The sequence below is a fragment of the Ruegeria sp. D7 genome, assembly GCF_056534355.1.
Window position 1 is genome coordinate 377,718 of sequence record NZ_JBQFPG010000001.1, and the last position, 22,001, is coordinate 399,718.

Here is a 22,001-nt window from a genome sequence, read left to right on the forward strand (position 1 = left end):
CCGGGCCGCCAGCATTCCTGCTTGATCAGCCGTTGGACGGCGGCAGCAGGCCCGCTTGTTCAGCGATGGTGATCTCATCCTGATCTAGCGCACCGTCGCCGTTTGCGTCCATCTGCGCAAAGCCTTCGGCATCAACGTCAGGCACGACGGCCTGAACTTCATCGATCGTCAGTACTCCGTCGCCGTTGGTATCGGCGGCGCTTTGGCCGACGGCCAATGTCGGCAGGCCAAGTGCGAAGGTTGAGATAAGGGCCAGAATTTGCGGTTTCATGTTATGCCTCCTGATTGCGTTTTCTTGAGTGTTTGCGTCCGGACAAGCGCCAAAAAAAGGCCATCCTGAAGGCGTGTCACCCGCTCAGATTGATGTGGCCGCTTTCAAGCCAATCTCTGCGTGTTTGACTGAGTCGCATCTGCGGAGGCTTGCTGGGCGAAATGGCCAGGACAGGTTTCGGCAACTCTTGCCCGATCCAAACAGGATGATCCGGCAATGCCCTGCTCAAATCCACGACTCGGGGTTGAAAAAAGAAAGGGGGCCGAAGCCCCCTGTCAGTTTCGCCTTCCAGGCTCATTTCGTTGACCGCCCGGTGTTTTTTTGCCTGCGGCCTGGACTGCGCATGGGACGAGCGCACCCGTCCCGTGAGAGAGTGGGAGGGAGCAAATATTCCGCCCCACCCTGTTCCCGGCCGACACGGGCATGTCGGCCGAGTGAAACAAGGCATCGATGGTAAGTCTCAGCGCCTTGCTTCGTATTCGTCGGGGCCGGTTACTGTGGCAGCATCCGACCCCTGCACCCCGGGTTGCCGGGGCGCTAAACTCAGCTACACCCGCTTGTCGCGCCGCAGGTGTTGCATTTCATGCAGGTGCCGTTGCGCACCAGCGTGTAGTTTCCGCATTCGCCGCAGGGATCGCCCTCGTACCCTTGCATCTTGGCTTTGGTACGAGCGTCCATTCCGGTCGCAACCGCCGTCTCAGCGGGTGCTTCGAATGTCGCTGCGGTTTCGGCCATACCGGACACGTCGGCTTGACCACCATTGAAGACCATCAGATCCTGCGGTAGCCGCTTGCGCAGATACCCAGTCGAGCTGATTTGTTTCAGCACTTCCAAGGATTTGGTCGCCGCGCTTTCACTGATTTCCGATACGTTGGACAGACCATCCTCTTCGCCGCGACCCAGATCGTCGAAGGTTGCGCCTTCGGGTTTGACATGCGCCAGATCGGTGCGATCCAGATAGGACACGGCCAGTTCGCGGAAGATATAATCCAAGATCGACGTCGCGTTCTTGATCGAGTCGTTGCCTTGCACCATCCCCGCTGGTTCGAATTTGGTGAAGGTAAAGGCATCCACAAACTCTTCCAGTGGCACGCCGTATTGCAGGCCAACCGACACGGCGATGGCGAAGTTGTTCATCATCGCCCGGAAGCCAGCGCCTTCCTTGTGCATGTCGATGAAAATCTCGCCCAGCTTACCGTCTTCGAACTCACCGGTCCGCAGGTAAACCTTGTGGCCGCCCACGATTGCCTTTTGGGTATAGCCCTTGCGGCGATGCGGCAGTTTCTCGCGATGGCTGCGGATCATTTCCTTGACCACAACCTTCTCGATCACCTTCTCGGCCAGAACGACAGCTTTTTCTTGCGTCGAACCGCTTTCCAGAATTTCCGCCGCTTCGTCATCATCTTCGACCAGCGCCGCGGCCAGAGGCTGCGACAGTTTCGAGCCGTCGCGGTATAGCGCGTTCGCCTTCACACCCAGCGACCAACTGAGTTCGTATGCCTTTTGGCAGTCCTCGATGGTCGCGTCATTCGGCATGTTGATCGTCTTGCTGATCGCGCCTGAGATGAAGCTCTGCGCCGCCGCCATCATGGTGATGTGGCTATCAACCCCAAGGAAACGCTTGCCTTTTTTACCGCACGGGTTGGCGCAGTCGAAGATCGAATAGTGCTCTTCCTTCAGATGCGGCGCACCTTCCAGCGTCATGGTTCCGCAAACATGGTCGTTGGCCGCGTCGATATCCGCCTTGGTAAAGCCCAGATGGCGCAGCAGATCGAAGGTCGGGTCATTCAGCTTGGTCGCCGGGATGCCCAGAACACCGGTGCAGAAGTCCTCGCCCAGCGTCCACTGGTTGAAGACGAACCGAATGTCGAACGCGCTTTCCAGTGCGGCATCTACTTTTGCCAACTCGTTCGGGCCAAAACCATGACCGGTCAGCGAGGTGTGGTTGATCCCCGGCGCGTTGCCGATGGTGCCATGACCAACCGCATAACCCACGATCTCTTCAATCTGAGCCGAGGAATAGCCCAGCTTTTCCAGCGCCGAAGGCACCGAGCGGTTGATGATCTTGAAGTAACCACCGCCGGCCAGCTTCTTGAACTTGACCAGAGCAAAGTCCGGTTCGATCCCGGTCGTGTCGCAATCCATCACCAGACCGATGGTGCCGGTTGGTGCGATAACTGTGGCCTGCGCGTTGCGATAACCGTTCTTTTCGCCGAGGCTCAGCGCTTCATCCCAAGCTGACATGGCCAGATCGATCAAACGCTTATCCGGGCAATTGTCGTGATCCAGAGGCACCGGCTTAACAGCCAGTTTTTCATACCCCTCGGTCACTCCTTGCGACGCACGACGGTGGTTGCGGATGACGCGCAGCATATGGTCTGCGTTGCGCTCATATCCTTTGAACGGGCCAAGCTCGCCTGCAATCTCTGCCGAGGTCGCATAAGCCACACCGGTCATGATCGCGGTCAGCGCGCCACAGATCGAACGCCCCTCATTCGAGTCGTAGCTGTAACCCATGTTCATCAGCAGACCGCCAATGTTGGCATAACCCAGACCCAGCGTACGGAAATCGTAAGAGAGTTTCGCAATTTCCTTAGACGGGAACTGCGCCATGGTCACCGAGATTTCCAGCGTCAGGGTCCACAGACGCGAGGCGTGCATATAGTCCGCCGCCTGGAACTCACCGTCCTTGAAAAAGGTCAGCAAGTTCATCGACGCCAGGTTACAGGCCGTGTCATCGAGGAACATGTATTCCGAACACGGGTTCGAACCGCGGATTTCACCGTCTTCGGGGCAAGTGTGCCATTCGTTGACAGTATCATGGAACTGGATGCCAGGATCGGCACAGGCCCATGCGGCGTGGCCGACCTTTTCCCACAAATCACGTGCTTTGACTGTACGAGCAACCTTGCCGTCGGTGCGGTTGATCAGTTCCCAATCCGCGTCTTTTTCGACTGCGGTCAGGAACGCATTGGTCACCCGGATCGAGTTGTTCGAGTTTTGGCCCGAGACCGAGCTATAAGCCTCCGAATCCCAGTCCGTATCGTAGGTCGGGAATTCAATGCTATCGTGGCCCTGCTTGGCGTAGTCCAGAACGCGCTTGATGTAAGTTTCTGGGATCGCGACCTTTTTCGCTTCGCGAACCGCATTTTTCAGGGCGTCGTTTGCGTTTGGATTATAGGCATCATCGGCAGAGCCGTCCCAAGACCGGATGGCCTCGAAAATGCCGTTCAGCATCTTCTCGTGCATCTTCGATCCGGCAACGATCGAGGCCACCTTCTGCTCTTCGATCACTTTCCATTCGATGAATTGCTCGATGTCCGGGTGATCTGCATCGACGATTACCATCTTTGCTGCTCGACGGGTTGTACCGCCTGATTTGATCGCGCCAGCGGCGCGGTCGCCGATCTTGAGAAATCCCATGAGGCCCGAAGACTTGCCGCCACCCGAAAGCGCTTCACCCTCTGCACGCAGATGGCTGAAGTTGGTTCCGGTGCCCGAGCCATACTTAAACAGGCGCGCCTCACGCACCCACAAGTCCATGATGCCGCCTTCGTTGACCAGATCATCGTCGACCGACTGGATGAAGCACGCATGCGGTTGCGGATGCTCATAAGCGGATTTCGATTTGGTTAGCTTGCCGGTTTTGTAGTCAACATAGTGGTGCCCCTGCGCCGGGCCATCGATCCCATATGCCCAGTGCAGACCGGTGTTGAACCACTGCGGCGAGTTCGGAGCTGCACGCTGGGTCGCCAGCATATAGCGCATCTCGTCAAAATAGGCGCTCGCGTCCTCTTCAGTCGAGAAATAGCCGCCCTTCCAGCCCCAATAAGCCCACGCGCCGGCCAGACGATCAAAAACCTGTTTCGATGAGGTTTCGCCATCAAATTCAGCATCTTCCGCAGGAACCGATCGCCACAGGAATTCGGGAACGTCCTTTTCCTTAACCTTCTTCAGCTTGGAAGGAACACCGGCCTTGCGGAAGTACTTCTGTGCGATGACATCGCTAGCCACCTGGCTCCATTTTGCAGGCACTTCGATCTCGTCCAGACGGAACACGATTGTGCCATCCGGATTGCGAATCTCGGATGTTGCGGACACAAAATCCAGATCGCCATATGCATCCTGTCCCGGTTTGGTGAATTTTCTTTCAATCTTCATGTCCGCTGCCCCAGCTTCGATCTGTCCAAATTTCAAGTCCCGGCACTAAATCTTGATGCTGCGGGGTGCCGCCCGCACTACCGACGAATTTGAGACGCAAGGGACCGGACGCTGCCTAGAACAGCGCAGAACCGCGAATACGGTCTACGTCATAGTGGTATGCTTTCCGTCCCTCGCCCGATGCCTTTTCCGGTCATAGCCTACCAGATTTAGTGGCTCGTCTTTCGGCCCATACAATCTGACGTATATTCCCATAGTTGGTCAACGGGCTTTTTCGGTCATTTTTGGAATCTTTTAGCTTGACCTGTTTTGCTGAACCGGCGGAATTTCGCCGCATCGCGATTCCTCCACAGACATGTCCCGGACGACCAGCCCATTCCGCCTTGATGTGTCAGAGTGATTTCTCGTGTTTTCCGCCACAGTTAGAGGTCATTGATCAACCGATCCCGCGTTAAGGACATGTTCAGAGAATCATCGTCACGACATCGCAGCGCGTGCCATACTTGAAATCACACGACATTTCTGGATGGGAAATCTACTCTACATGCGTTTGATTTCATTGTTAACTATTGTGGCGCTAATCGTGTCCTGCACATCACAGGAAGCACCACCTGCATCTCGCAGCGCGCAATTCGACGGTTATCCGCAGAACCTTTTCAATTCCTTCAGGACCGACTGCGCGGGGCCGGGCGACAAGTATATCAAGACCACCGCAAGCATCTTTGAATGCCGCGAGACCTTGCCGCCCGAGGCAACGGCGTATTTGATTCTCAGCTTCAACGGCTATCCGCAGAACTTGCCGCAAATCGTAACGCGACTGAGCTCGACCAAGAATCAGGCCGGGTATCGCGTGGACGCAGAGTTGTACTTTCTGGTTCCGCAGAAAGATGGTTCAACTCTTAGAATACCTATTGAAAGCAAAGATTTGGACAGGGATTTTTCCAAACTCTACACCGACTATGGCGGAACGCCAGTGTAGAGGAAAAATGGTCGGGGCGGCAGGATTCGAACCTACGACCCCCTGTACCCAAAACAGGTGCGCTACCAGACTGCGCCACGCCCCGGACCGTGCGCCTTCCTAAACGTGCCGATCTGATTTGAAAAGCCCTAACAAGGCCAAATTGCAGGACCTTGCGAAAAAACTTCGTGGCGCATCTGCGATCCAGGCCGAATGGCGTAACGCTCGGCTAGGCCAGCGTTGATTTCCAAGACTGCATAAACCGAATCGCCGCCTTCGATTGGGCTCAGATCCCCCGGAATTGCACCTTCGTGCACACGCGTCACAGTGCCCGCGCGATCAACAAAGATCATATCAAGCGGAATCAGGGTATTCTTCATCCAGAACGCAACAGGTTGAGGGGGATCAAAAACAAACAACATACCAGATCTGTTGGGCATGCTTTCGCGAAACATCAATCCGCGCGATCGCTCTTTCGGTGTGATGGCCAGTTCAACGTCGAAGCGAACCTCTGCCAGATCATTTCGAAGCTCGACACGATCCGGACGGCATTCAGCCCGCGCGATCCCGCCAATCAAAAAACTCAGGAGCGCCAGTACGAAAGCCGTTCTCATCATTCAGAACCTAGTCGTTCAGGGCCGCTTCCCAGGCCAGAACCTGCGCGGCCATTCTTCCACGCTTGCCATCAATGACCCGCATGGCAAGCGCTTCGCCCGGTTGCAGATCTGCCAACCCAGAACGACGTAGCACCTCAATATGCAGGAATACGTCTTCACTGCTGCCGAAAACATTGGCAAAGCCAAACCCTTTGCCCTTGTCGAACCATTTGACGCGCGCAGCCTCAAGCGGAGCGCTGCCGATCACGGTTGGATCAAGCTCGGCAAAATCGGCCAACATCATGGTTTCCGCGCGAACAGGCGGGTCAACACTGATCACTTCGACCGCTTGAACACCGCGATCAGTTTTGTGGGTCATGATCTCGATGCCGGCGCCATCCGCGACCGAGCTTTGCCCGAAGTTTCGCAGCACGTTGACGTGCAACAGAATGTCCGGGCCGCCTTCGTCAGACACAACAAATCCGTATCCCTTGGCGGGATCGAACCATTTTACGTGTCCACGGACGCGGTACATGCTGTTCAGATCTTCTGGCACTGTTTTCCCATTACGATAGGCAAGTCGTTAAGGGTTTCTTGTTTATGTTTTGGCTCGCAAATTCAAGCTGAAAAAAGCTATTGTCTGCAAACAGTTGCATTTCACGCAACGCGAACGTCATGGATTTAACCTCAGCACTTGCCAGTCGGAATCGACATTTTGTCGCTTCCACTGAAACCTGTCATGCAACCTGAAGGCACCATCGGCCCAGAACTCGACTTCGACAGGTGTTACACGGTATCCCCCCCAAAATTCAGGGCGAGGCGGGTTGGTACCCAACTTTGCGGTCACTTTAGCCACTTCGGCCATCAGGGATGCACGACTTTCCAGCGGTTGCGACTGGTGTGACGCCCAAGCACCCAAGCGGCTTTTGAGCGAGCGCGAGGCGTAGTATGCGTCCGCCTGCGGCCCATCTTCCTTGGTGATTGTACCACGAACACGGATTTGTCGCCGCAAAGATTTCCAATGCATCACAAAAGCCGCTTTGTGGGCGCTGTCCAACTCCTGAGCCTTGGCGCTGTGATAGTTCGTATAGAAAACAAACGCGTCCTTCTCGATTTCCTTCAGCAGAACCATACGGGCGTTCGGCAAACCTTCCGGGTCCACGGTTGCCAAAGCAATCGCATTAGGATCATTCGGTTCGGTCTTTTCTGCCTCGGCCAGCCACCGATCCGCGATTTCAAACGGATCAGCCCCGGCGAAGATGCCATTATGCTCGTTCATTTCCATCCCCAGGAAACAATTAACATGACCCTAAGGCGAGAACCCGCTGCGGGCAAGAGCGCATGGCCTTGAAGCAGGACAATCAATGGCATAAACCAACCGAACACAATGCGACGACAGGCGGAGAACCGAAGATGTCAAATCAGTTGATGGCCGGAAAACGCGGCCTCATCATGGGACTGGCCAATGACAAATCAATCGCATGGGGTATCGCCCGCGCCTTGTCCGACGCCGGGGCCGAGCTGGCCTTTTCCTATCAGGGGGACGCCCTGAAAAAACGCGTCGATCCATTGGCGGCGCAGTTGGGCAGCGAGATCGTTTTGCCCTGTGACGTCAGCGACGAAGAATCAATTAATGAACTCTTCAGCGCGCTGGAAAAGAAATGGGGTAAACTGGATTTCGTCGTCCACGCCATTGGCTTTTCTGACAAGAACGAATTGCGCGGGCGCTACGTCGACACATCGCGCGCGAACTTTAACCTGACGATGGATGTTTCGGTCTACTCTTTCACCGCCGTTATGCAGCGCGCGGAGAAAATGATGAACGAAGGCGGCAGTGCGATCACCCTCACCTATTACGGCGCTGAACAGGTCATGCCACACTACAATGTAATGGGTGTTGCAAAAGCCGCCCTTGAGGCATCCGTAAAGTATCTGGCCGAGGATTTGGGCAAAGACGGCATTCGCGTGAATTCGATCTCGGCAGGCCCGATCAAGACGCTCGCGGCCAGCGGCATCGGCGATTTCCGTTACATCATGAAGTGGAACGAGTATAACTCGCCCCTGCGCCGGAATGTGACCATCGATGATGTTGGTAAATCGGCCCTGTATCTGCTGTCTGATCTCAGCAGCGGAGTGACAGGTGAGAATCTGCACGTGGATTCAGGTTATCACATCGTCGGAATGAAGGCCGTCGACGCGCCGGACGTTGAAAAAGGATAATAGACAATGAGCGCCAAGGACCGCCTGCCACACGAAAAAGGCTTCCACATCAGCTGGGATCAGATTCATCGCGACTCGCGCGCTCTTGCGTGGCGTCTGGATGGGCAAGGACCAGATGATGGCGCTTGGCGTGCGGTCGTGGCAATTACACGTGGCGGCATGGCCCCCGCAATGATCGTCAGCCGCGAACTGGATATCCGTACGGTCGATACCGTCAGCGTGAAATCCTATCATCATCAGGCGCAGGGCGAAGCAGAAATTCTCAAAGCGCCCAATGCTGATCTGATGGGTGATGGCACCGGTATTCTGATCATCGACGATCTGGTCGATAGCGGCAAAACGCTGGAACTGGTGCGCGAGATGTTCCCCAAAGCGCATTTTGCGACCGTATACGCCAAGCCTAAAGGCCGTCCGATGGTAGACACCTTCATTACCGAGGTCAGTCAGGACACATGGATTTTCTTCCCATGGGACATGGCCCTGCAATATGTCGAACCCTATCGGGGAACCGATTAATCAAGCGTTTCAACTAAGCGCTGAAATCACGGACTCACCATGACAATGACCCGCACTGCCGCCACCTTTGCCCCTCCGGTGATGGAGGCACGCCGTTGGCTGGACGGGGTCGAGTTCGCGGTTGACCGTCCGTTGATCAATGTCAGTCAAGCGGCTCCAGTCGATCCGCCCCCGTTAGCGCTGCGGCAAGCAATGGCCGAATTCGCAGTCGAGCAGGACAGCGCACATCTTTACGGCCCGGTCTTGGGCAACGATGACCTGCGGTCCGAGCTCGCGGCTCAGATCAGCGCACATTATGCGGCTGAGGTAACGGCGAATCAGATCGCAATCACCTCGGGCTGCAATCAGGCCTTTTCAGCCGTGATTTCGGCAATTACCGATCAGGGGGATGAGGTGATCCTTCCGACCCCTTGGTACTTCAATCACAAGATGTGGCTGGATATGGCTGGGGTAAAAACCGTTGATTTGCCCACAGACGATGATTTGCTTCCCGATCTGGAACGCGCCCGCGCCCTTATCACCGAAAAGACACGGGCGATTTCGTTGGTGACGCCGAATAATCCCGGTGGTGTCGAATACCCTGCGGACTTGGTGCGCCGCTTCTATGATCTTGCGCGGGAAACGGGGCTTCGTCTTTTGGTTGACGAAACCTATCGCGATTTCGACAGTCGATCAGGCGCGCCTCATAACCTGTTCCAGCAATCGGGTTGGGACGATACGTTTGTCCATCTCTACTCGTTCTCAAAAGCCTATCGCCTGACCGGTCACCGTGTCGGCGCGATTTCAACCAGCCCCGCCCTGTTGGCGGAGATCGAGAAATTTCTGGACACGGTCGCGATCTGCCCCGGCCAGATCGGCCAGTTTGCCGCGCTTTGGGGCATGCGGAACTTGACCCAATGGGTTGCGGGTGAACGAGATGAAATTCTCGACCGAAGAGCCGCCATTGCAGAAGGAATGCCACGCCTTGAAGACAAAGGCTGGCGTCTTTTGGGACTTGGCGCTTACTTTGCCTACCTCGAACATCCCTTTGGCATCGCTTCCGACGAATTGGCCCGACGGCTGGTACCCGAGGCAGGTATACTGCTTTTGCCGGGTACCATGTTCATGCCAGAGGGCGATTCCGCGGGAAAGCGGCAGGTTCGTGTAGCATTTGCCAACCTCGACCGCGCCGGTATCGCGCAATTGTTCGACCGATTGCAGGGCTTGTCCTTCTAAGCTTGCCCCCCGGCTGCACGCATCGTATTCAGGGCCGCAACCGACTGGGCAGATATTTGCCGACAAAACCAAGAGGGCACCATGGCCGCAGGCATGAAAAACCTATCCAAAACCTTTGTCTGGATTCTCATGGGTCTTTTGATGCTGGGCCTTGCGGGCTTTGGCGCCACCAGCCTGACCGGAACCGTTCGTACGGTTGCGCAGGTCGGTGATGAAAGCATTTCGGTCGACGCGTATTTTCGTGAGCTTCAGCGCGAGATCCGGGCCGTCGAAGCGCAAACCGGACAGGCAATGCAGATTTCGCAGGCACATGATCTTGGCCTCGATCAACTTGCCCTTTCGCGCCTGATCGCGCTGGCCGCAATCGATAACGAGGTCGGACAGCTTGGCATTTCGATCGGTGACGAGAACCTGCAGGACGAGATTGTACAGATACCGGCGTTCCAAGGTGTAAACGGTACATTCGACCGCGAAGCCTATCGCTTTCAGCTGGAACAGGTCGGAATGACCGATTCCGAATTCGAATCGGATCTGCGCAAAGAATCTTCACGCACCATCGTTCAGGGTGCGGTCATGAGCGGTGTTGAAATGCCCCGTACGCTGACCGAGGCTTTGTCGAACTATGTGCTGGCCCGCCGCAGCTTTACCGTGGCGACCCTGTCAGCCGACCTTCTCGAAACGCCCGTGGCCCAACCCACAGACGCGCAGATTCAGACATATTACGATGAGAATACCGATCAGTTCACCCTGCCCCGCACCAAGCAACTGACCTACGCCATTCTGTCGCCCGACATGCTGCTCGATACGATCGAAGTGGACGAAGATTCTCTGCGCCGTCTATACGACCAACGCGCTGACGAATTTTTCCAACCCGAGCGCCGCTTGGTCGAGCGCCTTCCCTATCCCAGCGAAGAATCCGCAACCGAGGCGCTGGCACAACTTGAAGTTGGCGGGGCCGATTTCGAACAGTTGGTCCGCGAACGTCAGCTTGAGCTGAGCGATGTTGATCTGGGCGATGTCACCCGTGAAGATCTGGGCGATGCAGCCGACGCCGTGTTTGCCGCAAAGATCGACGATGTGGTCGGCCCGCTTCCCACGGTGTTCGGCCCTGCCCTGTTCCGGATCAATGGATCGCTGGCCGAGAACAATGTCAGTTTCGAAGACGCCGAACCCGAACTTCGTGCAGAACTCGCCGCCGACCGAGCGCGCCGTCAGATCGAAGCACAGGCCGAAGACATCAACGACCTGCTTGCAGGCGGCGCAACACTGGAAGAACTGGCCGGTGAGACCGAGATGGAACTGGGTCAGATCGACTGGACCCAGCAAAGCGACGATGGCGTTGCCGCGTATGACGGCTTCCGCTCAGTCGCTGAGGCTGTGCAAGAAGGTGATTTCCCAGAGGTCGCGTTCCTTGAAGATGGTTCGATCTTTGCGCTGCGCTTGAATGAAGTGCTAGAGCCGCGCCCGGAACCTCTGGAAAGCGCCCGTGACCGTGTCGCCGAGGCATGGCTGCAGGTAGAAACTGCGAAAGCGCTGCAAAATCAGGGCAACACGGTTCTGACCCAACTGGCAACAGATGGCGACTTTACCGCCACAGGCCTGCCCTTCCGCGTCGAAAATGCGCTGACACGTACCGCATTCCTCGAGGATGTTCCCGTGGACTTCATGACTCAGGTGTTTGAAATGGACCCTGGTGAGCTGCGTGTCATTCCCGGAAACGGTAACGCCCTGATCGTGCGTCTGGATGAAGAGCTACCTCCGGCGGAAACCGATGAGCAACGCCAGATGCAGGATGCACTGGCTGCGCAATTGAGCCAGGCGCTGGCGCAGAACATCTTCGACATCTATGTGCGCAATGCCCAGACACGCGCACGCCCTGTGCTGGATCAGCAAGCGCTGAACGCGGTACGGGCCAGTTACTAAAAGAGACAGAACATGGCCCTGACCCCGGATTTCGAAAGTTTCGCGCGCGCTTATGATGCAGGCGAAAATCAGGTCGTCTATACCCGCCTCGCCGCTGATCTGGATACGCCGGTTTCACTGATGCTGAAACTGACAGGCGCTCAGAAAGACGCCTTCATGCTCGAGTCGGTAACCGGGGGTGAAGTGCGTGGGCGCTATTCGATCATCGGAATGAAGCCCGATCTGATTTGGCGCTGTCAGGGCGAGACATCGGCCTTGAACCGATCAGCCCGCTTCGATGCCGAGGCCTTCGAGCCACAGGATGGCAAACCGATGGACAACTTGCGCGCCTTGTTGGCTGAAAGCCGCATCGCGCTTCCCGATGACCTGCCGCAGGCCGCCGCCGGGCTGTTTGGCTATCTGGGCTACGACATGGTCCGGTTGGTGGAATATCTGCCGGATGTGAACTCTGACCCGTTGGGCCTTCCCGATGCGATCATGCTGCGCCCCTCGGTCATTGCTGTATTGGACGGCGTCAAAGGCGAGGTTACCGTGGTGTCGCCCGCCTGGGTCAGCGAGGGGCAAACCGCCAAAGCCGCCTATGCGCAGGCTGCCGAGCGTGTGATGGATGCCGTGCGCGATCTGGAACGCGCCATGCCCGCCGAAACCCGCGATCTGGGCGACGCGGTCGAAGTTGGGCCTCCGGTGTCGAACTTTACCAAGTCGGGCTATATGGAGGCCGTTGAAAAGGCCAAGGAATATATCCGCGCGGGCGATATCTTTCAGGTCGTCCCGGCCCAACGCTGGACGCAGGATTTTCCACAACCGCCATTTGCTCTCTATCGCTCGCTGCGGCGCACTAACCCGTCGCCGTTCATGTTCTATTTCAACTTCGGCGGCTTTCAGGTCGTAGGTGCAAGCCCAGAAATCCTGGTGCGTGTCTTCGGCAATGAGGTCACGATCCGCCCAATCGCGGGTACCCGCCCGCGTGGCGCGACGCCCGAAGAAGACAAGGCCAACGAAATCGACCTGCTGGCCGACAAGAAAGAACTGGCCGAGCACCTCATGTTGCTGGACCTGGGCCGCAATGACACCGGGCGTGTTTCTAAGATTGGAACCGTGCGTCCTACCGAAGAGTTCATCATCGAGCGCTACAGCCACGTGATGCACATCGTATCAAACGTGGTCGGCGAACTGGCCGAAGACAAGGATGCACTGGACGCGTTCTTTGCCGGGATGCCTGCAGGCACGGTTTCGGGCGCGCCCAAAGTGCGCGCGATGGAGATCATCGACGAGTTGGAGCCTGAAAAGCGCGGCATCTACGGTGGCGGTGTCGGGTATTTCAGCGCAGGCGGCGACATGGATATGTGCATCGCGCTGCGGACGGCCATTGTGAAAGACCACAAACTGTATATCCAAGCTGGAGGCGGCGTTGTCTATGACAGCGATCCAGAAGCGGAATACATGGAGACCGTCCATAAATCGAACGCCATTCGCCGCGCGGCTGCGGATGCGGCGCGGTTTACAGGCAGCGGAAACAGCTAGTGGGGTGGCGGATGGTCGCTGCCGTCACCCGTCCGTCAGCGATCCGGCAACGCCCTGCTGGACTTCTTTCATCATCACGGCAGAAATTGGGGCCATCGCCACGCGGCTGCCGCGATCCTCAAGCCCCCACAGCAACAGAGCCGAGATCGTCTCGGGACGCAGACGACCCAGCATCACCACGGCACCTTCCTGTCCGGCGCGGAAGGCTGCCTGATCCAGAAAACGCCGCATGATCTTGGGGTCCTGTTTGGCACCATCGAAATCGCGGAACACTACGCTGGATGGAATGCCGTTGCGCGCTGCAAGCTTTTGCGCAGTGTTTAGACCATTGTCCTGCGTCACCAGCCCGCGCCCGGTATCTCCGGCAATCGCCGCAACCTGATCAGCCAGCTTTCGGTTGCCCTGAATGCCGCTTCCGACACCTTCCAGAATGCCAACGGTTTGAGGCAATTGATCCAACCACACTGACAACGACACCTCAGCGTCTTGAGCACTGGCGGCTTCGTGCATGTCAACCAAGGCCAATACTTCAAATCCAGCCTCGCGATGACGGGCCATTTTTTCCGCTGCATTCGGGTCAGACGGGCTGACGGCAAAACTTAGCGGGTATGGGAAATCCTGCAACGCCTCGGCCCCAAAAGCCCCTTCATCATCGATCAGAATGATCGACATCAATGGCTTGGATTCTGGGTTTTCGAAGGTGGCAGCATGTGCTTCGATGGGCTTGGCCGCCACTTCTGGAGTAATCACGGCTTGTTCGACGGGCGGGTCATCCCTCTCGGTTAGGGGCACGACACGCTTGCCGATCAACGAACCGGAACCTGTGGCTCCCTCTCCGCCAATTTGCGGCAGGGTCAATACGCGCGGCTGACGTACAGGGCGGGTATCTTCTTCACCCTCAACCGCGATTGGATTTTCATCAGGCACGGGTTCCGCTTCCTGAGCCTCTGGAGCTGCATCCGGCACATCCGCGATCTCAGGCTGCAAGGCAGCGACCTGAGGGGCCTCCTTGGGCGTTTCTTCCGCAACCTGCGGTTCCGGGGCTTCCTCGGGCGCAGGCGCTGCTGGAGCGTCCGCGAGCGCTGCCGGTTCGACTTCCTGTTGTGGCGAGGTCGGTTCGGCAAGTGGATTTGGCGGTGCCGCGGGCGCTTCGGTTTGAACGGTCACGTCAGAAGATGAGATCGCTGCGGGTGCCTCGGCTACGGTCGGTGCTCCACCCGCCTCAGGACGGGCACCGGGCTCAAGCTCGATACCTGCCAAGCCATCCAGCGAATCTGATGATAGATCGGGGGTTTCAGGGCCGGATGGTGGCAACTGAACCAGATCGGCATCGGCATTGCTTTCTTCAACTTTCGCAGCCTCCAGAGGCTGCGGAGTATCAGCCACTTCGGGCGCGGTTGCCGTCACATCTGGTTTACGTGACAAAGGAGTTGTCAGCGAAAGAACCGCGCCCAGTGCCAATACCGAGACCGCCCCGGCGATCACTCCACCGTAAAATCCGCTCATCGAAATCTCGCCTCTCGCGTTGTTTCGTGCCTCATCCACCCAGACGCCATCTTCCGCGGCGCTCACCCGCACGGTGTCAAGTTGGGTATGTCCTCTTGACGCTGCCGCACAAGCCTGAGCATGTATGTCCCGACATTATACCGCGCTCAGGGACTGCATCGCCAGCCCGAAATGCCCATAGGAAGATAAGTGCCCAAATGCTGCTGCTGATCGACAACTATGACTCGTTTACCTACAACCTCGTTCATTATCTGGGTGAGCTCGGGGCCGAGATGGTCGTGCGCCGGAATGACGCGCTGGATGTACAGGAAGCAATGGCGATGAACCCGGCTGGTATTCTGCTCAGCCCCGGCCCTTGTGATCCCGATCAGGCGGGCATCTGTCTGGCCCTGACCGAAGCCGCGGCCGAGACGCAAACACCGCTGATGGGGGTCTGTCTGGGGCATCAAACCATCGGTCAGGCATTTGGCGGCAAGGTTGTGCGCTGTCATGAGATCGTGCACGGGAAAATGGGCACGATGAAACACACCGGCAAAGGTGTATTCGCTGGCCTGCCCTCGCCCTTCGAGGCCACCCGGTATCATTCGCTTGTTGTAGAACGCGAAAGCCTGCCCGATTGCCTTGAGATCACGGCCGAGCTTGAGGATGGCACGATTATGGGTCTGCAGCACAAAGAACTGCCGATCCACGGCGTCCAGTTTCACCCGGAATCCATCGCGTCCGAGCATGGTCACGCCCTGCTCAAGAACTTCCTGAACGAAATGAAAGTCCCCGCATGAGCGACGCTCTGAAACCGCTGATCGGTGCTGCGGCCGATCGACCTTTGACCCGTGCCGAGGCGGAACAGGCCTTTGGCATCCTCTTTGAAGGGGCCGCCACGCCCAGCCAGATCGGCGGGTTGCTGATGGCAATGCGCACGCGCGGCGAGACGGTCGAGGAATACGCCGCTGCCGCTGCCGTAATGCGCGCGAAATGCAATGCAGTGAAAGCTCCCGCTGGCGCGATGGACATCGTTGGCACGGGGGGCGACGGCAAAGGAACACTCAATATCTCGACAGCCACGGCTTTTGTGGCGGCGGGCGCCGGTGTCACCGTTGCAAAACACGGTAATCGGAACCTGAGCTCGAAATCCGGCGCAGCAGATGCTCTTGGGCAGCTTGGTATTAACGTTATGGTCGGCCCGGAAGTCGTTGAAAAAGCGCTGAAAGAAGTCGGTATCGGTTTCATGATGGCCCCGATGCACCACCCGGCGATCGCCCATGTCATGCCTTCGCGGCAAGAACTTGGGACGCGCACGATTTTCAACATTCTGGGGCCCCTGACCAACCCCGCCGGGGTGAAGCGCCAACTGACCGGTGCGTTCAGCCGCGACCTGATCCGCCCGATGGCCGAAACTCTGGGTCTGCTTGGGGCTGAACATGCCTGGCTAGTCCACGGCTCAGACGGTACGGATGAGCTTACGATCACCGGGGTCAGCTGGGTCGCATCAGTTGAGGACGGCTTTGTCAAAGAGGTCGAGCTTCACCCCGAAGATGCAGGCCTGCCGGTGCATCCGTTCGAAGATATCATCGGCGGCACCCCCGAAGAGAACGCCGTCGCCTTCCGCGCCCTACTGGATGGGGCACCTTCAGCCTACCGCGACGCGGTGTTGCTAAACTCGGCAGCGGCGCTGGTCGTTGCAGATGCGGCAAGCGATCTGCGCGAGGGCGTTGCGATGGCCACAGAAAGCATTGACAGCGGCAAGGCCCGTGAAAAGATCACCGCGCTGGCGCGCATTACACAGGAAGCCGCATGACCGAGACCGTTCTGGACAAAATCAAAGCGTACAAGCTGGAAGAGATCGCTGCGGATAAGGCGCATAAGCCTCTGGAAACACTAGAATCTGAGGCACGGAACGCACCCGAGGTACGCGGTTTTGCCGAAGCCCTGCATTCGGCTATGCGCAAGGGGTACGGATTGATCGCCGAGGTCAAAAAGGCCAGCCCGTCCAAAGGTCTGATCCGCGCTGATTTCGATCCGCCCGCGCTTGCCAAAGCTTATGAAGAGGGCGGCGCGGCTTGCCTGTCGGTTCTGACGGACACGCCTAGCTTTCAGGGCGACAAATCCTTTCTGACCGAAGCGCGCGCGGCCTGTTCGTTGCCAGCATTGCGGAAGGACTTCATGTACGACCCCTATCAGGTGGTCGAAGCGCGTGCATTGGGTGCGGATTGCATCCTGATCATCATGGCATCGGTCAGCGATGCACAGGCCGCCGAGCTTGAGCAAACCGCGTTTGACTGGGGCATGGATGTTCTGATCGAAGTGCACGACGCCGATGAACTTGCACGCGCATCGCAGTTGAAAAGCCCGCTTATCGGGATAAACAACCGCAATCTCAAGACGTTCGAGACGACCCTCGATACCACCCGCCACCTTTCAAAGCTGGTTCCAGCGGATCGCACGATCGTCTGCGAGAGCGGCCTGAGCACTCCGGCGGACCTCGCCGATATCGCCCGCTACGGTGCGCGCTGTTTCCTTATTGGTGAGAGCCTGATGCGTCAGGATGATGTAGCTTCGGCAACTCGAGCACTGCTCGCCAACCCGCTCATTCCCGGAGTGATGTGATGCCGCTGACCCATTTTGATGCCAAAGGTGAGGCCCATATGGTGGACGTGTCCGACAAGGCTGTCACCGACCGGGTTGCGGTTGCATCTGGATACATCAAGATGGCGAAGGAAACCTTTGATATCATTTCAGAAGGACGCGCTAAGAAAGGCGATGTTCTTGGTGTTGCCAGACTTGCGGGCATAATGGGCGCCAAGAAAACGCCTGACCTGATACCTCTGTGTCATCCGCTACCCGTGACCAAAGTCGCCATTGAACTGAGCTTAGACCCGGACCTTCCCGGCGTTCAGATTGAAGCGACTGTAAAGACTTCCGGCCAGACTGGCGTAGAGATGGAAGCGCTGACAGCAGTCTCGACAGCCGCACTGACGGTTTACGATATGGCGAAGGCCGTGGACAAATCGATGGAGATCGGCGGTATTCGTGTTCTACTGAAAGACGGCGGAAAATCAGGGCGTTACGAGGCATCATGATCTCGGTTGAAGAAGCGCGGGCTCTGCTGTTCGATCTGGTCTCACCGCTGCCCGCAGAAACGGTTGCCCTTGCCGAGGCTGCCGGTCGTATCCTGGCAGAAAACGTTGCAGCAACGCGTGATCAGCCGCCCTTTGCTGCGTCATCGATGGATGGGTACGCCGTCAAGGCGGCCGAAGTCGAACTGCATGCAATGTTCAAAGTGGTTGGCGAAGCTGCGGCCGGACGTCGCTTTGCTGGAAGCGTCGGACCCGGCCAAGCTGTGCGGATATTCACTGGTGCGCCTGTGCCGGATGGTGCAGATTTCGTCGTCATACAGGAAGATGTCGACCGACGCGGTGATCTGATCACCATAACCGACGCCCCCGGTGAAAAGGCCAATATCCGCCCTGCGGGGATCGATTTCAGCATCGGTACGCAGATCACGGCCCCACGCCAGCTCAGACCCGAAGATGTCGCATTAATGGCTGCGATGAACATCGCTTCGGTCCCTGTGAACCGCAAACCCGTGGTTGCACTAATCTCAACCGGTGACGAACTGGTGATGCCCGGAGAAACACCCGGCCCCGATCAGATCGTCGCCTCAAATACCTTTGGTCTTAAGGCGTTACTGGAAAACGCTGGCGCACAAGTTCGTGTACTTCCTATCGCACAAGATACTTTAGCCTCACTAGAAACAGCTTTTGGCTTGGCGCAAGGCGCTGACCTCGTGGTGACCATCGGAGGGGCGTCGGTTGGCGAGTACGACCTGGTAGCGGATGTCTCGGAAGGTCTTGGGCTGAAGCAATCGTTCTACAAGATTCGCATGCGACCGGGTAAACCACTGATGGCCGGGCGGCTTGGGGGGGCTGCAATGGTCGGTCTACCCGGAAACCCGGTCAGTGCCATGGTGTGCGGTTACCTGTTCCTCATCCCAATGGTGCGCCGCATGTTGGGGATTGAACAGGCCCTACAGCCATTCCAACGCGCCCGCCTTTCTGCCCCGCTCGGAAAAAATGGCCCGCGTGAGCATTATATGCGGGCGGTGTTGGACAACGGCGGCATCCGCGCCTGTGATGATCAGGACAGCTCGCTGCTGAGTGTTTTGGCGCAAGCCAATGCACTGTTGGTACGCCAACCACACGATCCCGCACGCGAGGCCGGGGATGAGGTCCTTTACCTGCCGATCTAGCAAATCCGTTGACACAAAACGTGAACATGCGTAGAACAAAAGAAAACGCATGAGCGACGAGGTATGAGCAATGCTGACCAAGAAGCAATTGGATTTGCTGGAATTCATCCACAAACGCGTGCAAGCGGACGGTGTTCCGCCCAGTTTTGATGAGATGAAGGCCGCGTTGGATCTACGGTCAAAATCCGGGATTCATCGACTGATCACCGCGCTGGAAGAACGTGGCTTTATCCGCCGCCTTGCCCATCGAGCCCGTGCCATCGAAATTGTCAAGCTGCCAGAAAGCCTTGGGGGAGAGCCCACGGCAGGTTTCAAACCCCGTGTGATTGAAGGCGATCGCCCTGAAGGTCCACGCCCCGCGAACTTTGAACCCGTCACAGTTGATGCGATGGAATTGCCTGTTATGGGCCGGATTGCTGCCGGTGTACCGATCGAAGCGATCAGCCATGTTTCGCACCGCGTTGCGGTACCGGGCTCGATGGTTTCGGGCCGTGGTGAACATTATGCGCTTGAGGTTCGTGGCGACTCGATGATCGACGCCGGTATCAACGATGGCGATGTCGTGGTGATCCGCGAAACAACGGCCGCTGACAACGGTGACATCGTGGTGGCATTGGTGGAAGATCAGGAAGCCACGCTGAAACGGTTTTTCCGCCGAGGTCAGGCCATTGCGCTGGAAGCGGCGAATCCGGCCTATGAGACCCGCGTGCTGCCAGAGGACAAGGTGAAAGTTCAGGGCCGCCTGGTAGGCTTGATCCGAAGCTACTGAGGCAGCTTGGGGGACCATAGGCGGCGGCCTGAGATATCAGAACTCGCGAACAAACGCCCCTTGGATAACGCAAGACTGCCTGTCTTCCGCAGAAATTCCGTATCGTAAACGCTGCATGCACCGGTCAAAGTCAACGACACCGGGGCGACAATGATCTGATCTTTCCTGCATTCCTGAAAGGCGCTCGCAGCCCGCTTGCCAGTCAAGTGGACAAGCTCTTTGTCTCCCAGAAGAAAACGTTGAATTCCCGCTGATGCCTCTGGCCATCGCAAAGCGGCCTTTGGTTGATCTGCCCCGTCCCCGTCATTTTCCAGCCACACCGACGCGACAAATCCGCTGCCTTTCGGTTTGCTCAGCGCGCGCCCGTGTTCAGTCATCACTCCGACCAGCCCGCCGGTATCGGCGATCAGCACGTCTGGGCGGCTTCCCTGACCCCACAGCGCTATCGCTAGTGCTGCCGGAGCGATGCCGAGCCACCGTGCGCGCCCTTGCCACAGCATTAGCCACAGAAGAGACAGAGCCAGAGCAGGCAATACGAAATAGTCTGGGCTTACTACGTACCCGCGCGCGCCCTCCAGTCCCGCGACCCAATTGGCAACGGTAAGGATCCATCTCAGCCCAAGACCCATTACGTGCAATGCAATCGCTTCAAGCCCAAAAGGTGCAAGAAGGGCGGCGACCACCGCACTTGGAACGACCAGCGTTCCCATGACGGGCACGGAGACGAGATTTGCCAACAACCCATAGTGCGAAATAGCGTTAAAATGCGCCGCCCCGATCGGAGCTGTCGCGATCCCCGCGATCGCCGAGGATGTCAACAAGGCCAGCACAGGCCGCAGCCACTTTGGGCCTGGCATTGGGCCATAGTCCCGCAATGCGCCGAACCCTGCGACCAAGGCGGTTGTAGCAGCAAAAGACATCTGAAATCCGGGGCTCAATAGAGTTTCCGGGCGCAAGGTAAGAACAATCAGCGCAGCCATGGCCACCGCCCGCAATGAAATCGCGCGCCGGTCCAACAATACGGCCCCCAGCATAACGCAGACCATCACAAAGGCGCGCTCAGTCGCGACGTTCCCACCAGACAGAAGCAGGTAGATTGTCGACGCGAATAACGCACAGAGCGCGGCCACCTTGCGTACGGGCATGCGAAGCGCGATGACAGGTACCATTGAGAACCCCATGCGGCACGCCACAAAAACGAAACCGGTCAACAAACCCATGTGAAGGCCCGAAATCGCCAGAAGATGAGCCAGGTTGGACGCGCGCAACGCCTCTAACGAGGCCTGCCCCATCCCGCTGCGATCACCGGTAGTTACGGCGGCGGCAAAGCCCCCGACTTCGCCCGGCAGGATCGTGCGCACCCGATCCGAGATCTCCATGCGCAAGGCCGTGATACGCACTCCGTCCAAACCATCTCGCGCCGCAGCCGACGTCAGGACCGGAGCCCGAGTGTATCCAACAGCGCCGAGTTGCTGGAACCAGGCGTGGCGGCGAAAATCAAAACCTCCGGGTTCAACTGGCCCTTGCGGCGGCGAAAGATGTGCTGTGGTCATAATCCGCTGACCCGGGGACAGCGCAACTGACTCACCGTGAATAGAAAGCCGGATGCGCCGGGGTCTTTGATCAGCAGGAACGTCCCCGATCCGCACCTGATCCAATGTCACCCTCAGCGCATCCGACGCAGAGCGGTCCAGCGCTACGACCCTCCCCTCGACCGGGCCATAGTAACGCCATTGCAGGACCGGCTCCGCAACCATATGTGCCCGCGTCCCGGCCAGAGCGAACCCCATCGCGATCAGGGCTAAGCCAGTGGCCAGCGGTGACCACGCGGCCCCCATCCAACGGGTGGAGGCAAGCGCCAGCAAGGCAAGCGCCAGAACGCCGACATAGAGCTCAACCTCGGGTTCGAACCTGAGGCTGAAATACCAACCAATCCCGACCGCCAGGCAGATCGGGGACCACGGAAACAAGTGTCCCCGCTGGGTCAGCAATGCGGTCTCGACCCGTGTCAGAACACGCATGGTTGCCCCCGTCCTTCGGGCTGGGTAGATAGTCGCCAAACTATGCCCGCTAAGGTTACCAAAAGGTTAATCCAC

General features: G+C 57.7%; 19 protein-coding genes and 1 tRNA gene. 12 read left to right on the plus strand and 8 right to left on the minus strand.

Going from position 1 to position 22,001, the window contains the following annotated elements:
• Positions 1-25: 25 nt before the first annotated feature.
• On the minus strand, positions 26-271 hold the full coding sequence (locus ACRZ9U_RS01905) for an EF-hand domain-containing protein (RefSeq protein ID WP_170405941.1): 246 nt from the start codon (positions 269-271) through the stop codon (positions 26-28).
• Positions 272-814: 543 nt separating this feature from the next.
• Entirely contained in the window at positions 815-4,432 is a 3,618-nt protein-coding gene (locus ACRZ9U_RS01910; protein WP_170405945.1) for a vitamin B12-dependent ribonucleotide reductase, read from the minus strand.
• Positions 4,433-4,976: 544 nt separating this feature from the next.
• Between ACRZ9U_RS01910 and ACRZ9U_RS01915 the strand changes: the two genes are divergently transcribed.
• A complete protein-coding gene (locus tag ACRZ9U_RS01915) occupies positions 4,977-5,411 on the plus strand; it encodes a hypothetical protein (protein WP_170392985.1) in 435 nt (144 codons plus the stop codon).
• Positions 5,412-5,419: 8 nt separating this feature from the next.
• On the opposite strand, the gene ACRZ9U_RS01920 is transcribed toward ACRZ9U_RS01915, so the two are convergent.
• The 4 genes from ACRZ9U_RS01920 to pdxH all read right to left on the minus strand — a co-directional run bounded on the left by ACRZ9U_RS01920 (position 5,420) and on the right by pdxH (position 7,265).
• Positions 5,420-5,496: transfer RNA gene (locus ACRZ9U_RS01920), tRNA-Pro, on the minus strand.
• Positions 5,497-5,539: 43 nt separating this feature from the next.
• Positions 5,540-6,007: a DUF192 domain-containing protein gene (locus ACRZ9U_RS01925; protein ID WP_170392984.1), complete on the minus strand. Its 468-nt coding sequence runs from the start codon at positions 6,005-6,007 to the stop codon at positions 5,540-5,542.
• Between the two features lie 7 nt (positions 6,008-6,014).
• Positions 6,015-6,542 carry a cold-shock protein gene (locus tag ACRZ9U_RS01930; RefSeq protein WP_170392983.1) on the minus strand — a complete coding sequence of 176 codons (528 nt, stop codon included), beginning with the start codon at positions 6,540-6,542 and terminating at the stop codon, positions 6,015-6,017.
• Between the two features lie 117 nt (positions 6,543-6,659).
• Positions 6,660-7,265 (minus strand): pyridoxamine 5'-phosphate oxidase, encoded by a 606-nt coding sequence (gene pdxH / locus ACRZ9U_RS01935; protein WP_170405948.1) that lies wholly within the window; start codon positions 7,263-7,265, stop codon positions 6,660-6,662.
• Between the two features lie 134 nt (positions 7,266-7,399).
• Between pdxH and fabI the strand changes: the two genes are divergently transcribed.
• The 5 genes from fabI (at position 7,400) to trpE (ending at position 13,384) form a co-directional block, all read left to right on the plus strand.
• Entirely contained in the window at positions 7,400-8,206 is an 807-nt protein-coding gene (fabI, locus tag ACRZ9U_RS01940) for an enoyl-ACP reductase FabI (protein ID WP_170405951.1), read from the plus strand.
• A 6-nt stretch (positions 8,207-8,212) separates the two neighbouring features.
• Positions 8,213-8,722 (plus strand): xanthine phosphoribosyltransferase, encoded by a 510-nt coding sequence (gpt, locus tag ACRZ9U_RS01945; RefSeq protein ID WP_170392980.1) that lies wholly within the window; start codon positions 8,213-8,215, stop codon positions 8,720-8,722.
• A gap of 39 nt (positions 8,723-8,761) precedes the next feature.
• On the plus strand, positions 8,762-9,937 hold the full coding sequence (locus tag ACRZ9U_RS01950; RefSeq protein ID WP_170405954.1) for an aminotransferase: 1,176 nt from the start codon (positions 8,762-8,764) through the stop codon (positions 9,935-9,937).
• 81 nt (positions 9,938-10,018) lie between these two features.
• A complete protein-coding gene (locus ACRZ9U_RS01955) occupies positions 10,019-11,860 on the plus strand; it encodes a peptidyl-prolyl cis-trans isomerase (protein WP_170405957.1) in 1,842 nt (613 codons plus the stop codon).
• Positions 11,861-11,872: 12 nt separating this feature from the next.
• Entirely contained in the window at positions 11,873-13,384 is a 1,512-nt protein-coding gene (gene trpE / locus ACRZ9U_RS01960) for an anthranilate synthase component I (RefSeq protein ID WP_170405960.1), read from the plus strand.
• A 24-nt stretch (positions 13,385-13,408) separates the two neighbouring features.
• On the opposite strand, the gene ACRZ9U_RS01965 is transcribed toward trpE, so the two are convergent.
• Positions 13,409-14,956, minus strand: a complete 1,548-nt coding sequence (locus ACRZ9U_RS01965; RefSeq protein ID WP_170405964.1) for a divergent polysaccharide deacetylase family protein — start codon at positions 14,954-14,956, stop codon at positions 13,409-13,411.
• A 131-nt stretch (positions 14,957-15,087) separates the two neighbouring features.
• On the opposite strand from ACRZ9U_RS01965, the gene ACRZ9U_RS01970 reads away from it, so the two are divergent.
• The 6 genes from ACRZ9U_RS01970 to lexA all read left to right on the plus strand — a co-directional run bounded on the left by ACRZ9U_RS01970 (position 15,088) and on the right by lexA (position 19,905).
• Positions 15,088-15,669, plus strand: coding sequence for an anthranilate synthase component II (locus ACRZ9U_RS01970; RefSeq protein WP_170392975.1), 582 nt, complete (start codon positions 15,088-15,090; stop codon positions 15,667-15,669).
• Complete coding sequence (trpD, locus tag ACRZ9U_RS01975) at positions 15,666-16,685, plus strand: anthranilate phosphoribosyltransferase (protein ID WP_170405967.1); 1,020 nt, start codon at positions 15,666-15,668, stop codon at positions 16,683-16,685. Before ACRZ9U_RS01970 ends, trpD begins: the two co-directional genes overlap by 4 nt.
• Positions 16,682-17,494 carry an indole-3-glycerol phosphate synthase TrpC gene (gene trpC / locus ACRZ9U_RS01980; protein ID WP_170405970.1) on the plus strand — a complete coding sequence of 271 codons (813 nt, stop codon included), beginning with the start codon at positions 16,682-16,684 and terminating at the stop codon, positions 17,492-17,494. The genes trpD and trpC overlap by 4 nt, the downstream gene beginning before the upstream one ends.
• Positions 17,494-17,967 carry a cyclic pyranopterin monophosphate synthase MoaC gene (gene moaC, locus ACRZ9U_RS01985; protein WP_170405973.1) on the plus strand — a complete coding sequence of 158 codons (474 nt, stop codon included), beginning with the start codon at positions 17,494-17,496 and terminating at the stop codon, positions 17,965-17,967. The genes trpC and moaC overlap by 1 nt, the downstream gene beginning before the upstream one ends.
• A complete protein-coding gene (locus ACRZ9U_RS01990) occupies positions 17,964-19,136 on the plus strand; it encodes a molybdopterin molybdotransferase MoeA (RefSeq protein WP_170405976.1) in 1,173 nt (390 codons plus the stop codon). Before moaC ends, ACRZ9U_RS01990 begins: the two co-directional genes overlap by 4 nt.
• A gap of 70 nt (positions 19,137-19,206) precedes the next feature.
• Positions 19,207-19,905, plus strand: a complete 699-nt coding sequence (gene lexA / locus ACRZ9U_RS01995; RefSeq protein ID WP_170392970.1) for a transcriptional repressor LexA — start codon at positions 19,207-19,209, stop codon at positions 19,903-19,905.
• On the opposite strand, the gene ACRZ9U_RS02000 is transcribed toward lexA, so the two are convergent.
• Complete coding sequence (locus ACRZ9U_RS02000) at positions 19,899-21,926, minus strand: ComEC/Rec2 family competence protein (protein WP_480901244.1); 2,028 nt, start codon at positions 21,924-21,926, stop codon at positions 19,899-19,901. The two genes, lexA and ACRZ9U_RS02000, sit on opposite strands and share 7 nt — an antisense overlap.
• Positions 21,927-22,001 lie beyond the last annotated feature (75 nt).

Bases quoted from the DNA above. Each gene is read 5' to 3' on its own strand.
- ACRZ9U_RS01905 (WP_170405941.1), bottom strand. From the start codon at position 271: ATGAAACCGCAAATTCTGGCCCTTATCTCAACCTTCGCACTTGGCCTG.
- trpC (WP_170405970.1), top strand. From the start codon at position 16,682: ATGACCGAGACCGTTCTGGACAAAATCAAAGCGTACAAGCTGGAAGAG.
- moaC (WP_170405973.1), top strand. From the start codon at position 17,494: ATGCCGCTGACCCATTTTGATGCCAAAGGTGAGGCCCATATGGTGGAC.
- fabI (WP_170405951.1), top strand. From the start codon at position 7,400: ATGTCAAATCAGTTGATGGCCGGAAAACGCGGCCTCATCATGGGACTG.
- ACRZ9U_RS02000 (WP_480901244.1), bottom strand. From the start codon at position 21,926: ATGCGTGTTCTGACACGGGTCGAGACCGCATTGCTGACCCAGCGGGGA.
- ACRZ9U_RS01950 (WP_170405954.1), top strand. From the start codon at position 8,762: ATGACAATGACCCGCACTGCCGCCACCTTTGCCCCTCCGGTGATGGAG.
- ACRZ9U_RS01925 (WP_170392984.1), bottom strand. From the start codon at position 6,007: ATGATGAGAACGGCTTTCGTACTGGCGCTCCTGAGTTTTTTGATTGGC.
- trpE (WP_170405960.1), top strand. From the start codon at position 11,873: ATGGCCCTGACCCCGGATTTCGAAAGTTTCGCGCGCGCTTATGATGCA.
- gpt (WP_170392980.1), top strand. From the start codon at position 8,213: ATGAGCGCCAAGGACCGCCTGCCACACGAAAAAGGCTTCCACATCAGC.
- ACRZ9U_RS01910 (WP_170405945.1), bottom strand. From the start codon at position 4,432: ATGAAGATTGAAAGAAAATTCACCAAACCGGGACAGGATGCATATGGC.
- ACRZ9U_RS01915 (WP_170392985.1), top strand. From the start codon at position 4,977: ATGCGTTTGATTTCATTGTTAACTATTGTGGCGCTAATCGTGTCCTGC.
- ACRZ9U_RS01970 (WP_170392975.1), top strand. From the start codon at position 15,088: ATGCTGCTGCTGATCGACAACTATGACTCGTTTACCTACAACCTCGTT.
- ACRZ9U_RS01990 (WP_170405976.1), top strand. From the start codon at position 17,964: ATGATCTCGGTTGAAGAAGCGCGGGCTCTGCTGTTCGATCTGGTCTCA.
- pdxH (WP_170405948.1), bottom strand. From the start codon at position 7,265: ATGAACGAGCATAATGGCATCTTCGCCGGGGCTGATCCGTTTGAAATC.
- trpD (WP_170405967.1), top strand. From the start codon at position 15,666: ATGAGCGACGCTCTGAAACCGCTGATCGGTGCTGCGGCCGATCGACCT.
- ACRZ9U_RS01955 (WP_170405957.1), top strand. From the start codon at position 10,019: ATGGCCGCAGGCATGAAAAACCTATCCAAAACCTTTGTCTGGATTCTC.
- lexA (WP_170392970.1), top strand. From the start codon at position 19,207: ATGCTGACCAAGAAGCAATTGGATTTGCTGGAATTCATCCACAAACGC.